Raw genomic sequence first — 17,158 nt, forward strand, 5'->3', positions numbered from 1 at the left:
GTAGAAGTGGAAGAGAAAGCCCGTTTCGGTGAGGTTGGTTCTTATGAAGTAACCATCACGCGGTATTTTTCGTTGGTATTGAAGTTGTACCAAACCCCTTCCGGGAAATAAACTTTCCGTGATTTCTTATTCTCATACAGGGGAGTGACCATCAGGTCGCTCCCGATCATATATTGGTCACTGATAGTGCGCAAGCGTTCATTTATAAAGGTAAGGAATCAGCTCCATATGAAGGTTAATCAGCGTGCGGACATACTCTTCATATTGCTTTGCTTCCGGCAGAAACTCGCCTCGTTCATTCTTGCCGCGGTCAAATTGTAGTCAGGGGGCGTATTGCAGGTACCATGCGTTGACCATTGCTTGCGGAGAAAGAATCACCGTCTGCAGGCGATGAAAGAAATCCTCGGCAGAGTAAGGTTCCAGTGCTTTCAATCTCCCCCTTTTGCAGTTTGATAACTTCCGGAGCAATTTCTTTTTGGGCAGATACTTGTGTGGCAGACAGGAGTCCCGCTGTCATTATAAAAAGATAAATGAATAGTTTCTTCATAGTCATTAATCTATTATTTTATTTATATATGACTTTTTACGTAGCTTTTTCCACTAAGTAAGGCTATAAACATAAGTAAAAATTGTGAGATTTCTTATCAAGATTTCGTAATATTGCATTTTATTAGAAATACTGAAATAAATAAGATCATGAAAAAGATTTGCCTTCTTCTCTTTTTGCTTTGTGCTTGCATTGCTCAAGCACAAAATGCTTATCGCACAAACAAAGATATATCTTATGTCTCTGGCTCCGAAACGGACACCTATCGTCTGGAACGTTGTAAACTGGATATTTATTATCCTGAAAACAAGAAGGATTTCTCAACTATTGTCTGGTTTCACGGTGGTGGTATGGAAGGTGGAAATAAATTTATTCCCAAAGAATTGAGAGAACAAGGGTTTGCAGTAGTGGCGGTGAATTACCGTTTGAGTCCGAAAGCAAAGAATCCGGCTTACATCGAAGATGCGGCTGAAGCTGTGGCATGGGTTTTCAAGAATATTGAGAAGTATGGTGGTCGTAAGGATCACATTTTTGTTTCCGGTCATTCTGCGGGAGGCTATCTTTCGTTGATTCTGGCAATGGATAAAAAGTACATGGCAGCATACGGAGCAGATGCCGATAGTGTAGCTGCTTATCTTCCGGTGAGTGGTCAGACGGTGACACATTTCACTATTCGTAAGGAACGCGGTTTGCCTGACGGTATTCCGGTGGTTGATGAGTATGCTCCGGTAAATAAGGCCCGCAAGGAAACTGCTCCTCTCGTGTTGATTACGGGAGATAAACATTTGGAGATGGCGGCAAGATATGAAGAAAATGCGTTGTTAGAAGCTGTCTTGAAAAGTATAGGTAACAAGAAGGTGACTTTGTATGAAATGCAAGGATTCGATCATGGTCAGGTACTCGGCCCGGCATGTTGTCTGATTGCAGATTATGTGAAGAGATTCAAATGATATATTGTTCTGGCAAGAAGTCAGATATATGTGGTATGAATTTACCACATATATGGTATTTACCCTGAACAGAATCCGCACTATCTTTGTCATATATTAAAACAAGAGAAATTTAAAACAGATATATATGGAAAAGATAGCAAGAAAATTGACGGATTTGGTAGGTAACACTCCGTTATTGGAACTTAGTAACTATAATACAAGTAACGACCTGAAAGCTCGTCTGATTGTAAAGATTGAATCTTTCAATCCGGCAGGAAGCGTGAAGGACCGCATAGCATTGGCTATGATTGAGGATGCAGAAACGAAAGGAATTTTGCATCCCGGAGCAACTATCATTGAACCGACCAGCGGGAATACCGGCGTGGGATTGGCTTTTGTTTCGGCAGCTAAAGGCTATAAGTTAATTTTGACGATGCCCGATACCATGAGCATCGAACGGCGTAATCTTCTGAAAGCTTTAGGTGCGGAATTAGTATTGACTCCTGGTGCAGATGGTATGAAAGGAGCCATTGCCAAAGCTGAAGAACTGAAAGCGGTCACTCCGGGAGCTGTCATCTTACAACAATTTGAGAATCCTGCTAACCCCGCCATGCATTTACGGACTACCGGTCTGGAAATATGGAGAGATACCGAGGGGAAAGTCGATATCTTTGTGGCCGGAGTAGGTACTGGCGGGACAGTTAGCGGTGTAGGGGAAGCGCTGAAGATGCGTGATCCGAGTATAAAGATCGTGGCAGTAGAACCTTCTGATTCTCCGGTACTCTCGGGAGGAAAACCAGGTCCGCATAAGATTCAGGGAATCGGTGCAGGGTTTGTTCCTAAAACGTACAAGGCTTCTATCGTAGATGAGATTATTCAGGTGCAGAATGACGATGCCATTCGTACGAGTCGTGAATTAGCCAAACAGGAAGGTTTGTTGGTAGGCATATCTTCAGGCGCAGCCGTATATGCTGCTACGGAACTGGCGAAGCGACCGGAAAATGCAGGGAAAATGATTGTTGCATTATTACCCGATACAGGTGAACGTTATTTGTCTACCATTTTGTATGCTTTTGAGGAATATCCTTTGTAATAATGCCGCTTTCCTTCAGATAAAAACAACCGCTCCTTTGGGCTCAAACGATTGTCTTTTTGTTGTAGACATACGGTCGTTTGGATCAAGAGGAGCGGTTGTTTAAATTTGGTTGAACAGCCGTTTGAGGCTGTTCAGCCGGTTAGATGATAATTTGAGTTCACCACAAAGTAACGCAGTGTCTCATAGAGTTATTGTCGGGAGTGTATACATTAATAATGCACATTTACTTATAAATACCTACTTATAAATGCCTACTTATAAGTAATAGTCACTACTTGATTTCCGCATTGCATACGGAAATCCCCTTGTTCCAGTACCCATTGCCCGTCAGAATTGACAAAAGCCAAGTCGCTGCCTTTGATGGATAGAGTGACAGTTTGGGTTTCGCCCGGTTGTAGTTCCACCTTTTTGAAGGCTCGTAACCGACGGTTTTCGGGAGTAAGCGAAGCCACAAGATCACTGCTGAATAGCATGACAACTTCTTTTCCGGCATATTTACCGGTATTGGTTACGTCTATGGAAAAGTGCAAATCATCTCCTGCGGTAAACGAAGATTTGTCCGTTTGGAAGTTGCTGTATTCGAAAGTGGTGTAGCTCAATCCGTATCCGAAAGGCCATTGAACGGAGACTACTGCATTGTAGTCGTAAGCTCCTTCCATTTTGTCCATCTCTTCACTCACCCGATAATCGTAGGTAGTCAGTGCTGCTTCGTGTCGCGGATATGTGTAAGGCATCTTGGCACTGGGGTTCACGTCTCCTGCCAGAATGTTCGCTAATGCATCGCCACCATAGTTTCCGGGTAATAGAATGTCAATAACAGCATCAGCCAATGGCTCCAGGTCGTTGATAATGCGGGGACGACCCTCATTGAGTATCAGGATGATCGGTTTTCCTGTCGTGGCAAGTGCCTTTACCAGTTTGCTTTGGTTGGCAGAGATGGTAAGCTCGGAAAGATTACCGGGTGTTTCGCAATATGAATTTTCACCGATGCAGGCGATAATGATATCCACGTTGCGGGCGGCGGCCACAGCTTTCTCAATCTCCGGTTCATTTTCTTCCATGTAAGCACCTTCGGGTTTGTAGGTTACGCCCTGTTCCAGACGGACATGATCGGCTCCGAATTTGTTGCAGATTGCTTCGTAAATGGTGTTATATTTGTCGGCAAATCTATCGGTCAGATGTCCTTGCCACGAATAGCTCCAACCGCCGTTCAAGCAACGCATAGAGTTGGCGTTCGGACCGGTTACCAGTAGCTTTTTCCCTTGAGGAAGCGGAAGAATATTATCTTTATTTTTTAGCAATACTTCCGATTCTTCGGCTGCATGAAGTGCGATAAGTGCATGCTCCTTGCTGCCGAAGAGAGGATAATCTTTCAATAAAGTGTTCGGATGATCGAACAGACCCAAACGGAATTTAAGTCTAAGCACCCGGCGGACGGCATCGTCAATACGGCTCATGGGTATTTTCTTCTCTTGCACTAACTCTTTTAGTAGTGTACAATAATTGAGATCATACGGTTCCATAGCCATGTCTATACCTGCATTGATTGCCATTTCGATGGCTTCTTTTTTGTTTGCCGCCACATGTTCGCGGGTATAAAGATTGTTGATGTCCGCCCAGTCGGTGATTAACATTCCGTCCCATCCCAAGTCTTCTTTCAGCCATTGTGTAAGGAGTTCGCGGTCGGCGTGCACAGGCTTTCCGTTGATGGAACCACTGTTGACCATTATAGTCAGTGCACCAGCTTCCACACAAGCCTTGAACGGTGCAAAACATTTCTCACGCAGTTCGGAAACCGATATATAAGCCGGTGTGCGGTCTTTACCGGTACGTGGCATGCTGTATCCCATGTAATGTTTCACGGAGGTGGCGATTCGGTCGGCGGGAATATGGTTAGGATCATCTCCTTGGAAGCCTCGGACGGCAGTGCTGCCCATAATGGCATTGACTAAACAGTCTTCTCCATAATTCTCCCATACACGCGGCCAACGGGGATCACGTGCCATATCGACGGTGGGGGAGTATGTCCAGGGACAATTGCTAGCCCTTGTTTCATAAGCCGTTACACGTGCTGCTTCGTAGGTCAAATCCGGATTGAAGGCAGCACCCATATTGATATTTTGAGGGAAGAGCGTGCCGCCCAATGTATAGGTAGTACCATGATTCTGATCCAGGCCGTAGATACATGGAATACCAATCTCCGTCATCGACAGTTCTTGTATTCGACTGATAATCTCGTTCCACTTTTCAGGGCTTTGTGCTACCGGGCCGGGGGCATTGAGGAACGAACCTACCTTATATTCAGCAATCGCTTTATGGAGTTTTGCCTCGTCCAATTGGAATTCTCCATTTATCGTCTCTCCTAATACATCAATAGCAAGCTCGGTCATTTGCCCTATCTTGGCGTCAAGGTCCATCTTTGATAGAAGCTCTTCCACTTGTTGTTCTATTTTTGCGTCTTCAGGAATGGCAGTGGGAACTGCCTGTTTGGAACAGGCAGTCATTGCGATAGATGCGGTCATTAATATAATATTTCTTAGTTTCATTATGATTTGTTTTTAAGTAGCATCGTTTATGTAATCTGTCATTCAGAGGGATTTAACCCGAAGAATGACAGATACTTATGGTATGAATGATTTTTAAACTTACTTAGGAACATTATTTCACGGTTACCAGGTCTACATAATAGCCATGACCCGTACATAAGAATCCGTCTTCAGTTTGAATCTTATTCAGTATCTCTTGTGTCAGTACCAGTGTGTATTCACCGTTTTCCGTAAATTCTATCTTATCTGCCAGGCCAGTCCACCAACCTGTGGCAAGTTGCATCTGATGATATTCGGCAGTTGGTTCTATGGAGTAGACTACTTTCAGTGTTGATCCGGCTGTGATACCGGCAAACACATCTTTTGGAATCAGACCGAAACTCTTGTTGGGGTCACCGTCCGGCTTATCCCACGAAACGTAATGGTGTCCTGACCAAAGCGTTATTTCGGTAGATACGGTCACAGTCTGTTCGGTAGTCGTAGCATTATCGTTTAAGAACTGCACAGCCTCTCCGCTACGGGTTTTGCCTGTCAGCGTATAGCTTCCATCAGACAAATCCGGACAAGTCAGCGTAACTTCCGTAGAAGATTGATTGCTGAATTGAGACACCGTCTGTCCGCCGATAGTTAGAGAAGCGATGTTTTCAAGATTGATACCGGAAATGGTCCAGTCCACGTTGGCAGTAGCCCGGTTAGCACCTGAAATGACAAGGGAAGCATTGGTCACTTTCACCATGTCGGCTCCATATTCATTGCCGGCGGCATCTTGCAGAACGATACGGTAATCGCCTTCGCTTACGCCTGTCGGAACGATGTATTCCAGATAGTTCTCGTCTTCCGATTCAACATAAGTAGGATCGGTGATTGTGTTTCCTCCCAAGAGGATGGCTGTTACGTTCTGTAAATTACTGCCATATAAACGGGCAGTCTTACCGGGAGATACAATTCTCTCAAAGGCTACTTCTTTAGATTGAGGGTCATCAGCCAACGGATTGACCACCACTAATCCTTCACGGGAAGTCTTCTTCCCTTTCACAGTTTCTACTTCTATTTTCAAATTATACGTACCGGCTTTCAGACTACGGTTGATTTCTTTGTCGGAGTCGGTACCCGATTCCACTTCCTGCCCATCAATGAACCAGGTTACTGTGGTGTAATCTTTCGGAGTCACGGTCAGCGCGATGGATAAGTTCGCATCCCGGCTGATGTTGGCGAATGTAGCCAATTGGCCGTTCGTTCTGTCAGGGAATACCGGGGCAAGGATATGCGGATCATCATTTTCCGTCACCGTAGCGAACGGCTCTTCCTCGGTGCATGCAGTAAATGTGGAGCCTACAGCGAGTAGGGCAAATAGTGCAATATATATCTTTTTCATAATGGATGATTGTTTAATAGTTAGTTTTCAGTATCCCACCACAGAAGGCTGTGCCAATTATCTGTTCCTCCCATGCGCTCGATGGCTTCATTGTAGCTTTTCTTATTATAGGAAGATTCCAATACAGGATAGCAGAGACGTACCGGAATTTCCGTTCCACCGGTGAGATATTGTCCGAACCCATATTCTGCCGGTGATTTCAACTTCGGATAACCGGAACGACGCACGTTTGCCCAACATTCGGCAGGATTGGTGAAGTGAAGAATCCAGGCCTGTGTATTGATAGCTTCAAGTTTCTGATTGTCCGTATGTCCGAACGTCCCTCTACCTTGAATGAATGCATCAAACTCTGCATCAGTAGTAGCCGTGCAACCGTAGTTGTCTGTCAGGAAATCCATAGCTGCACGCACTCCTTGCTTGTAAAGATCTTCTGCTGACACACTGCCGACATTCCATTTTTTCACAGTAGCTTCTGCCATCAGGAACTTCACTTCTGCAGAGGTCATCACTACGCCCGGATTGTCGCTTTTTAGGAAATTATTGGCAAGTTTGGGTTCCACTTCACGAGCCATGGTTGCTGTAACAGAAGGGTTGTTAACGGCTAATTCCTTACAAATATCGCTGTCGTATCCTGTAGGCCATGGCTCCCACGAGTAGGCACCCGGGTTGCGCGGACTGAAATCAATCCCTTTTTCAATCATCTCCTGGGTGATGTCGACACGATTGTCGGGACTGGTGGCACTCATCAGCCCGTCATAATAACAACGGGAAATTTTGAATGTACGAGGGTCACCGGATTGGCGTAGCTGATTAAAGAAAGTGGAGCAGAGGTAACTTGGATTATTAGCGGGGTCGTTGCCGAACAATAACTGTGACAATGAATTTCCGCGATAATCAGAGTAAGCTTCTTGTCCGAAACTAAATGCGATTGTCATGTATTTGATGAGCGCATCGCTTGAGGCGTCCGTTATCACACCCCCATTGGCAACCAAAGCATTTTCAAATTCCGTTTGTGCCTTTGTAGGATTGACATTGGAGATTCGCATGGCAAAACGTAGGCGAAGCGAGTTTGCCAGTTGTTGCCATTTAGTTACGTCACCGGCATAGATGAGGTCACCTGTCACTTTATCTTTGGTCGGATCGATTTTATTGACGGCATCTTCCAGCTCCAGAAAGAAAGCGTTGTAAATATCTTCCTGTTTGTCATACTTCGGATTGAACTTTCCTTCGAGGAATCCCAGGCCGGCTTCACTGAAAGGAGCGTCTCCGTAAGTGTCGGTGATGATAGACATAAGATAAACCCGATAAATGCGGAGCACAGAGTTGATGTTCACTTTCTCTGCATCTTCGGCTGTGCGATATTGAGCATCAATGATATTCTTCAGGGATTGAGTGTAGAACGATGTCCAGATACGGCTCATTTCATTATTGTCTAGCGTATGGCGTCCGCCGTAGTTGGTGGTGTTCCAACATCCCATCAGTTGTTGGGTGAATGCATAATGGTAGTTACGGTAGATTTCCATCATACTAAGGTCTCCGTACGTTTGCAGTTGGGCAGTGGTGAGCTGCGCATTCGGGTCGATGGTAGCGGCCTTGGAAGGGTCGGTATTCATGTTTTCCATGTATTCATCGCTGCAAGAAGCGAAAAACAGGGCACATGCCATCGTGATGATTGTGATGTATTTAGATTGTCTCATGATATATCTTTTTAGAATTTCACATTTACATTAAAACCATAGCTTCTGCGTGAAGGCAACGAACCGTATTCAAGTCCCATACCGGTGGTATTGTTGTAGTTGGAATCCGGGTCGATATTCGGGATATTCTTCCATACGATGAACGGATTGCGGGCAACGAACGAAACGGTCAGTCCGCTTACTACATTCTTCAGCCAGGATTTGGGTACATTATAACTCAACGTCAGCTCACGGCATTTTACGTATGAGTTGTCGTAAATAAACATAGAAGGTGCATTACGGCAAACGCTCATCCAGTAGTCTTCCGGATTGATGTAGATGTCGTTGGGGCGATACGTTCCATCACCGTTGTCGATGACACCTGGAGCAACGAATCCGCCTGTCGGCTTCCAGTTATCGGCTCCTTTCGCAATGCCGGCTGCCAATCTTTCTTCTTCCGAGCGATACCAGGCGTCGCGTCCTGCCAATGTCTCCGGACTTTTACCCGATTCGTAAGCAGCACGGGCAGACATAGAATAGAGGTCGGCGCCTACTTTCACATCAAATACCGCTACCAGCGAAAGATTCTTGTAGGTAAAGTTGGTAAGCAATCCACCTGTCCAGTCCCAAGAGGCATTACCCAATACGTGGTTGCTCTTGTCATATTGCGGCAGACCGGTTTGCGGGTCAATCAGAATATCTCCCTTTTCGTTCCGTTGGAAGTCCGGGCCTACAATAGAACCAAAGTTCTCGCCTACCTTAGCGGCCACCTGAACGTCGAGCCAAGATGCTTTTTCCAGTTCAAACATATCCGATTCGCCATCCAGTTCTTTTACCTTGTTGCTGTTTTTGGAGAAGTTCAGATTAATGTCCCAGGAAAAATCGCGTGTTTGAATCGGTCGTGTGCTAAGGGCAATTTCAATACCTTTGTTTTCTATCTTGCCGGCATTAATCAAGCGATAGTTATAACCGGTTGTCCAGGAACTTGCCATTCCCATAATTTGGTTTTTACTGATTTGCGAATAGTAGGTGAAATCCAGTCCGATACGGTTCTTTAGGAATTTCAATTCCAATCCCATTTCCACGGAGTTTGTTTTGGTTGGTTTCAAGTTTTTGTTGGGGATGGTTCCGTTATCGATATATCCGATGGTATATCCGGGATAAGCATATTTGGATTTCGTATAGACGAGTCCCAATTGATAAGGATCGGTATCGCTACCTACTTGGGCCCATGACATACGTAACTTTCCGTAAGGCAGGAGGTCGCCCAGTTTTGTCAGCTCGGAGAATACAAAGCTACCGGAGAAAGAAGGATACATATACATGTTGTTGCCAGTGGGAAGGGTAGACGATTGGTCGCCACGCAACGTAGCATCGAGGTAAAGCATGTGTTTCCATCCCACGTTCACTGCTCCGTAAACCGAATTAATCTGCTTGCGGTAACTGCCGGGCACTACACTGATCTCGTTGAAGCTCGTCAATGAAGGGACATCGCGTATCTTCATGTCTTGAGCGGTGGTAACGGTGGTCTGGTTGTTCACCTTATATACATTGCCGCCTAACGTAGCGTTGAAATCGAAATCACCCCAATGGTTGTTGTAGAGAGCCAACACTTCAAAGTTGTACATGCGGTTGCGGAAAGCACTGTTTTGAAGTCTTCCGGCTTCGAATCCGGGAGTGGTAGGTGCTTTGTAATCATCGAACGTGAACCAGTTGAGTTCGGCACCCAGCGTTGCCTGAAGTTTCAGATGTGGGTCGATGTTCCATACGGCCTTGCCGTTCATGCGGAACAAATCTTTTTTGGATTTATTGAAGTTCTTATAGATATCCCAGTACGGATTCACGTTGTAGGGATCCATACCGTTCCAGTTGGAATATTCGCCGTCGGCAGTTTGATAGGTTTGCAACCATTCCTGGTCGTAGGTGGTGGCAAGGGTCATCAGGTTTTTACCGATATTGGACTTGCTGTCGCCCAGAGCCGGACGGTTCTTCACGTCTTCCCGTGTATAGTTGACGCTGAAATCCAAGTCTACCTTTCCTGCAGACGTATTGGCGCGCAGGTTGAAAATGTCACGGCTCATGTGTGTCTGGGGAACAATGTCTTTATTGCGCATATCCGTATAGGTAAAGCGAATTCCGGTTTTTCCGCTGTTCACACCTATGATGGCGGAGTTGGTGGCGGTGATACCCGTGCGGAAGAAGTTGGACGTATTGTCGGGGACAATGAGGAAAGGGCGTTCCACGCCGTCGAAATACTTCAACATGTTTGAACCGTCCGCTTTGGGGCCCCAACTTTTGTTTGTGTTGGATATGGCATCATAGCTATAAGTACCGTTGCTTCCCATACCATATATCTGTTGCACTTCGTCCCATTTGGCAAGTTGGGTGTCGAAAGTCAGTGTTCCGTTATATTCCACGCTGATTTTATCCTTGTTGGCTCGCTTGGTTGTAATCAAGATAACACCGTGGCTGGCACGGCTACCATAAAGTGCGGATGCCGCAGGGCCTTTCAATACCGACATATTTTCTACGTCATCGGCATTGATGCTCGAAATACCGTCGCCCAAGTCGAAGCCTCCGTTTGTGCCGGCACTGCCGAAATTAGTGTTGTCCAAAGGTACACCGTCCACTACATAAAGAGGTTGGTTATTGCCGGTCATTTCGGTACTGCCTCGCAGAATGACACGCGTAGAACCGGAAGGACCACCGGCGGTCTGGCTGACTACCAAGCCCGGCACACGTCCTGCCATGGAGTTGATGAGATTCGTTTCTTTGGCTTTGGTCAAGGCTTCGCCTTTCACTTCATCAATGCCGTAGCCCAACGCTTTGCGCTCTCTCTTGATGCCAAGGGCGGTAACTACCACTTCATCCAATGCTTTGGCATCCTCTTTCAAGGTGATGTTCAAAGGACCTCTTCCCGCTTTTACTTCTTCGGATTTATAACCCACGTAGCTGACAACGAGCGTAGCTCCCGCTTTTACATTCAAACTGAAATTTCCATCCAGATCGGTAATCGTTCCGTTGGCAGTTCCTTTCTCCACTACGGAAGCCCCAATGATGGGACCTGTGGCATCGCTCACTTTTCCGGTTACCTTGTTGCTTTGTTGTTGAATAGCCTGGGAACTTGGTTCCGTTGCTGCATACACTTGCTGGAAACTTCCCGCCATCCAAAGGGCGAGTGTTCCGCAAAACAGTAGATACTTACATTTTTCCATATTCATAGCATGTATATTTAAGATTCCTATAATATTTTCACCCAGTCGATGTACATATTCACTTTCTGACCGTCTTTCAGACCCGTCAGTTTATTAATGTCGGTAATCCCTGTAAACGCACCTCCCACGGCGAGGTTGAACAGGATGTAGAAGTTATTGTGGAAGTATGTGTTCGAGCTAATGTCGAACGTATGAAACTTGACGTTGTCGATGGATATTGTCAGGTTGTTTTCATCCCAATCCAGAGAGTAGGTGTGATAATTGCCGTCTTGCAGGCTGTTGGCAACATTGGCTTTGTAGTATTGCTGTTCGTGAGCCGCTGCGCTAGGGCCATAGTGAATGGCGGTGTTCACTTGTTTTTCCGAATCGCCCGCAGCCATTCCGCTCTGTTCTCCCATTTCCATAATGTCGATCTCCCCGCATGCCGGCCATTCTTTGTCGTTATCTCCCATCATCCAGAACGCAGGCCACAGTCCGCCGTTAGTCTTGGGAAGCTTGATGCTTGCTTCTATCTTGCGATACTTGAAACTCTTTTTTCCTTTTGAATTGATCCTGCCTGAATAGATTTTATTCCCTTTGCGTTCGGCGGTAAGAATCAGAACCGATTTATCCCCGTCCTTTCCAACGGACACATGAGCGGCATCGTATGCCTGTAGCTCTTGATTGGTCCAACCGGGTTCATGAGTTTCTTTCGTCCATACTTTTTCATCGAAAAAGTTGAAATCGTCTTTAAAAAGAATGTCTTGTGGATTTTCCTCCGGTTCCGTTCCAACAGAATCCGACGAACAGGATTGTTGCGCGAAGCAAACGGATAAAAATAGGAATAGTGCTACTTTTTTCATCGTTTTAGCATTTTAAAGGTTAAACGTAATATGTGCTTTATACTTGTAAAGCTTGGTGCAAAGATGCTAATATCCGGCTGAAACGATGGTCAGATTGCTGACATATTAGGTTTGATTGCTGACAAATCTGCTGATTTTTATCGAACGGACGTTATCTTACCCATTCTTTTTCGAAGATTGTTGCTATACAAGAATGAGGTAAATGATAATTTTGCGGAGTGCCCTGAAAGGGCTTAATTATATAGCGTAGGGCAACGCCCTACGTAAAAACGACAATCTGAATTTGCGCCCTGAAAGGGCATAATTGTATACGGTTCCGCCCTTTCAGGGCTTGTGGCTGGGGTGTTTTTTTTGTAGGGCGTTGCCCTACGCTATATAATTAAGCCCTTTCAGGGCACCCCAATAAATATATAATTGTAAGGCTTTCAGCCTAACTGCAAAATTCCCATTTAACCGATAAATTCTCATTTAAACGCTAAATTCTCATTTAACCGATAAATTCTCATTTAACTGCAAAATTCCCATTTAATTAAGAACGGTACGGAAATGAGGTAAACTCATACAATTATAATTCAAAAAAACTTCCGTAAACATTCTCAAGTGTACTTATCACTATGAGAAAAAATACTCATAGGTATGAGAAGAAATACTCATTATAATGAGAACTTTTTCTCATTGCAGTGAGAATATACCCTTGTCAGAATAGGCTGAAACAGTTCATTACTGTACCGGAAACGAGCTAATTCTAATTCAAAACCGAACATGAATGGTTGTCTACTTCCCACTATATTTACTTGGCTGCATCCCGAATTGTTTCTTGAACAATGAACTGAAATACTTCGTGTTGACAAATCCGGTTTCGGCGGCGACATCGGTTACGCTTTTACCTTCTTTCAGCAGTTCGGCAGCTTTTTGTAGCCGTATGATACGGATAAACTCTTGCGGCCCTTTTCCCGTCAGTGATTTAAGGCGACTGTAGAATAGTGTCCGGCTCATTGCCATTTCATGGCACAAGAGATTGATGTTGAAATCGGGTTCATCCAAATGTTCAAGAACAAACCGGGTAGCTTGCATGATAAACCGGCGGTCGCCCTCGGCCATTGTTTCGCTTGCTGTCGTTACGTTTTTGTTGTCGATACTTTCATTGTTTTCATTGCTTTCATTGTCGTCACGTTTGCCGCCCGCCTCTACTTGAGCGATGGCTTGCCGCATGAAAAACTGCCGTTGCCTGTTTCGATTGTCAATCAATCCTTGTACTTTCAATTTCAGTATCTCTGTACTGAATGGTTTGGGGATATAATCATCCGCGCCTTTCTTCAATCCTTCCACTATTGCTTCGTGGTTAGCCTTTGCCGTCAGCAGAACGACCGGAATACCTGATGTGTCAGGATTTTCCTTGACCATTCTGCAAAGCTCGTCACCCCGTATGCCGGGCATCATGACGTCGGAGAGGATGATATCCGGATATTCATTGGCGAGACAGGCGATAGCTTCGTGTCCGTCGGCAACATCAATCACCCGATAGAGGTGTTCAAAGGTCTGGCGGAGGTAGTGACGGAGAGTTTCGTGGTCTTCTACAATGAGCAATGTATTCCGGTCGTCCGGATCTTTTATTTTATCCGTTTCGTGGCTGTTATTATCCGATGTGCCGGCAAGGTGTTCGAGGGATGATTCGTGCGACACGGGTTCGGCTACGGTGGTGGTTCGCGGCAATGTTACGATGAAAGTAGTTCCCTTGCCCTCCTCGGAACAGAAAGTGATTTTTCCATGCAGCATCTTTACAATGCGCTGCACCTGCAACAGTCCGAATCCGGTTCCTTCTTCCTGTGACTGCCGGGCATTTTCGGCTCTGTAAATATCGGAGAAGATGTGCTTTTTCGCTTTCTTCGGTATGCCTATTCCGTTATCTTTCAACGAAAGGATGGCTTTGCGTTTCGTGGCTTTCAAATCCAGACTGATTTCTCCTTGGGGCATGGTGTATTTGCAGGCATTGGAAAGAAGATTGTCGAGTAACATCTCTATCAGGTGTTTGTCGGCCGAAACGAAAACAGATTCGTTGGGTTGGGTCAGATTCAGTGTCAACTGCTTCTTCTCGCAAAAAGACCGGAAGACGGAGACTTCTTTCAGCAAAACTTCATTCAGACAAAGCGGAACCGATGAAGAGGATGGCTTGTGGGCGTCTACCTTTTCAAATTCGAGCAACTGTGTGATGAGCGAATGGAGTTTCCGGGTACTTTCATGAGCCAGATTCAGGTAATAACGGGCTTTGTCCGAGAGATCCTGTTCCCGGTTCAAATCCTCCAGAGGTGCCATGATAAGCGTCACCGGCGTGCGAATGTCGTGTGCCGTGTCGATGAAGAAACGTATTTTGTCTTTGTCGTATTTCTTTTGGAGCTGGTTGCTCTTATAGCGCAGGATGAAATAGAAAACGAAGCCTATTATAAATAGGTAAATAGTCCAAGCCCACCACGAGTTCCACCATGGCTGGCTCACTTTCACTTCTAAGGTGCTTTCGGAGATAGTCTTTCCGTCGCTGCGCCGCAGGCTGCGCACCTTAAAAAGATAAGTGCCCGGCGATACCTTGGTGTAGGATGCCTTCCCCTCGGCAGACGGTTTGCTCCAGTCATTGTCATACCCTTCTAAAATATGCTGATAGACAATATCGCGCTGGAAACGATAGTTGATAGATTCAAAAGAAACGGTAAACGAGTTGTATTTATAGCCGAGCCGTACCGCACGGTCGGCAAGCATATCATAGATGGCAGGTTTCAACGATTCTTCTTCCTGGACGTTTTGATAATCAACCGTCAGCCCCGTGAAACGCAGGAGCGTCCAGTAGTCTACGGTTGAGATGTCGAGTGGCATGATAAAGACAGCACCATCCGTGCTGCCATACACAAACTCGCCGTTCATCAACCGGGCAAATGAGGATTTGTTATATTCCTTGTCTATATTGCCCGCATAGTTGAGGTTCGACACGCGCAGGCTGTCTATCAAGGCAATTCCTTTTCCGGTGCTGACCCACAAGCGTTTCTTGTCGTCTCGCTGCAAACTATATATATCGTTGGACGGCAATCCCTCTTGAACAGTGAAAGTCTTTACCGTCCGGTTTTTCATATCATATAGATTCAATCCTCCCCCTTCGGTTCCCAGCCACACGGTTCCGTCGTCATTGAACAGCATAGAGATGATATAAGCACTGACATTCTGATTGTGAAATTCCTGGGAATTGGCATAGTGCTGTATATTCCCTGTATGTTTGTCCACCAGGAAGAAACCATTGACGGTAGCCACCGCTACCCGGTTTCGGTCGATAGGTTCAATGGATTGTACCCAATTCACGTCGAAAGACCGTCTGCTGCCTTTTTCTTTTTCAAACATGATCAGGCATCCGTCCAGACCTCCTATCCATAAGTCTCCCTCCATGTCTTGTCTGACGGAGAAAATATAATTGGTGGTCAATTGCCCTTGTTGCTTGGTGAGATGGCGTAACACGCGTCCGTTGTTATCCAGTAGATACACTCCGTCTCCGTACGTTCCTACCCATACGTTCCCATTTCCGGATGTGCAAAGAGAAATGGTTACGATTTCTTTCAGCACGTGTTTCCAAGTGCCTGACAGGGTGTTTCGGATGCTGATTCCATCATCAGTAGCGAACCATTGGTTGCCATCCGGGTTTTCTTCGATATCATTTACGTTGTTGCTGATGAGAGAATGGGTATTTCCCTTTTCGTGTGCTAATATCGAAATGGGATGTTTCAGCAGGATAGCCACGGATACACCTCCCGTATAACTACCTATCCAGATGTTGCCCTGGTCGTCTCTGGTTACGGCATATACGCCGTTTCCGCGCAGGTAAGTATCTGTGTCATCTTTGGTATTCATCAGTAAACGGGCTTTCTTAGTGTCCTTGTCTATCGCATACACACCGCCACCGTCCACGCCTATGAGTATGGTATGTACATCATAGTCTGTAATTGCCCGTATCGGATGAAGGAACGTGCTCCCTTGTCCCTCCAGCGCAAGCACTTTGGAAGTGTTGAGGTTCATCACAGACAAACCGCTGCCAAATGTGCCTATCCAGAGTTCTTTTTTCGGTTTGTCGCAGAACAATGTTTGTACATTCCACCCCTCCAGCAGCTGGCGTTTCTTATCCGGCAGGGTGTGTGACAGTTGCCAGACTCCGTTAGAAGTACCCACAAAAAGCGACTCGCCGGCAAATGCGATGTCGTTGACATATTGTCCTTTCAGCACGGCAACTATACGATGGTCCGCTTCTTGCTTGTATAGTCCTTTATCCGCCCCCATCCACCAGGTTCCGTCACTATCCAAACAGAGTTTGTTCAAGATGACTTCTTCCTGAATCAATTGTCCCAGGTGGAGGACTTGTTCAAAATGATCCAGGATGGTGGAATATCGGTAGATTCGTCCGGTGTGGTCGTAGGCAAACAGTCCTTGTTGTGCGTCGTACAATAAGTAAAGCCTGCGTCCGGCAAGATCGCCATAATAGAAACTGCCCGGCAAATCATAGTTCTTTACCGTATGACCGTTGTATCTGTCTATTCCGGTTTTTGTAGCAATCCACATAGCACCGTCTCCATCCTCGACAATCGAAAAAACACGTTGACTACTAAGGCCTTCTGCATAGCCTACATGCCTGACATCGAACATCCGGTTGGTCAGTTCGGCTTTGACAGCCATATTTATCATTAGTAGTAAGGTGATAACAAGATTAAAACGAACCATATTCTTTTAATTGTTGACATTACAAAGATAAAGTTTCTTTAGAAAATCCCAACAGAATAGGGGTGTGAAATTAGAAGGAATATTCAGTAAATCTTCCTAATAATCATGTTATAAACGGCTGTCTTGGTACTGGTGTATAGGGAGAATGGATATTATGAAGCAGGGAAGAATACCTTATCTCCC

The 17,158-nt window shown here is 45.6% G+C and carries 10 protein-coding genes; 2 read left to right on the plus strand and 8 right to left on the minus strand.

Annotation, left to right across the window (positions count from 1 at the left end; genetic code table 11):
* Positions 1-41: 41 nt before the first annotated feature.
* Together DW862_RS26310 and DW862_RS25850 are read right to left on the minus strand one after the other, a co-directional pair.
* The gene (locus DW862_RS26310; RefSeq protein WP_233562197.1) at positions 42-194 is read right to left on the minus strand and encodes a glycoside hydrolase family 31 protein; all 153 of its coding nucleotides are present in this window, start codon (positions 192-194) and stop codon (positions 42-44) included.
* A 116-nt stretch (positions 195-310) separates the two neighbouring features.
* Positions 311-547 (minus strand): hypothetical protein, encoded by a 237-nt coding sequence (locus DW862_RS25850; protein ID WP_165861897.1) that lies wholly within the window; start codon positions 545-547, stop codon positions 311-313.
* A gap of 149 nt (positions 548-696) precedes the next feature.
* Here DW862_RS25850 and DW862_RS08235 point away from each other — a divergent pair, with 149 nt between their 5' ends.
* Positions 697-1,497: an alpha/beta hydrolase gene (locus DW862_RS08235; protein ID WP_117809020.1), complete on the plus strand. Its 801-nt coding sequence runs from the start codon at positions 697-699 to the stop codon at positions 1,495-1,497.
* Positions 1,498-1,624: 127 nt separating this feature from the next.
* Positions 1,625-2,572 carry a cysteine synthase A gene (gene cysK / locus DW862_RS08240; protein WP_004317446.1) on the plus strand — a complete coding sequence of 316 codons (948 nt, stop codon included), beginning with the start codon at positions 1,625-1,627 and terminating at the stop codon, positions 2,570-2,572.
* A gap of 254 nt (positions 2,573-2,826) precedes the next feature.
* Here the strand turns inward: cysK and DW862_RS08245 are convergent, their stop codons facing one another.
* From DW862_RS08245 to DW862_RS08270, 6 genes are all read right to left on the minus strand, one after another.
* The gene (locus tag DW862_RS08245; protein ID WP_120067749.1) at positions 2,827-5,121 is read right to left on the minus strand and encodes a glycoside hydrolase family 3 N-terminal domain-containing protein; all 2,295 of its coding nucleotides are present in this window, start codon (positions 5,119-5,121) and stop codon (positions 2,827-2,829) included.
* A gap of 112 nt (positions 5,122-5,233) precedes the next feature.
* A complete protein-coding gene (locus DW862_RS08250) occupies positions 5,234-6,496 on the minus strand; it encodes a hypothetical protein (protein ID WP_120067751.1) in 1,263 nt (420 codons plus the stop codon).
* Between the two features lie 20 nt (positions 6,497-6,516).
* Positions 6,517-8,193, minus strand: a complete 1,677-nt coding sequence (locus tag DW862_RS08255; protein WP_049701395.1) for a SusD/RagB family nutrient-binding outer membrane lipoprotein — start codon at positions 8,191-8,193, stop codon at positions 6,517-6,519.
* An 11-nt stretch (positions 8,194-8,204) separates the two neighbouring features.
* Positions 8,205-11,393, minus strand: coding sequence for a SusC/RagA family TonB-linked outer membrane protein (locus DW862_RS08260; protein WP_049701394.1), 3,189 nt, complete (start codon positions 11,391-11,393; stop codon positions 8,205-8,207).
* Positions 11,394-11,413: 20 nt separating this feature from the next.
* On the minus strand, positions 11,414-12,229 hold the full coding sequence (locus DW862_RS08265) for a family 16 glycosylhydrolase (protein WP_120067753.1): 816 nt from the start codon (positions 12,227-12,229) through the stop codon (positions 11,414-11,416).
* 774 nt (positions 12,230-13,003) lie between these two features.
* Positions 13,004-16,975 carry a hybrid sensor histidine kinase/response regulator transcription factor gene (locus tag DW862_RS08270; protein WP_120067756.1) on the minus strand — a complete coding sequence of 1,324 codons (3,972 nt, stop codon included), beginning with the start codon at positions 16,973-16,975 and terminating at the stop codon, positions 13,004-13,006.
* Positions 16,976-17,158: the final 183 nt, after the last annotated feature.

The sequence above is a fragment of the Bacteroides sp. AM37-9 genome (genome assembly GCF_003603455.1).
GTDB classification, from domain to species: Bacteria; Bacteroidota; Bacteroidia; order Bacteroidales; family Bacteroidaceae; genus Bacteroides; species Bacteroides xylanisolvens.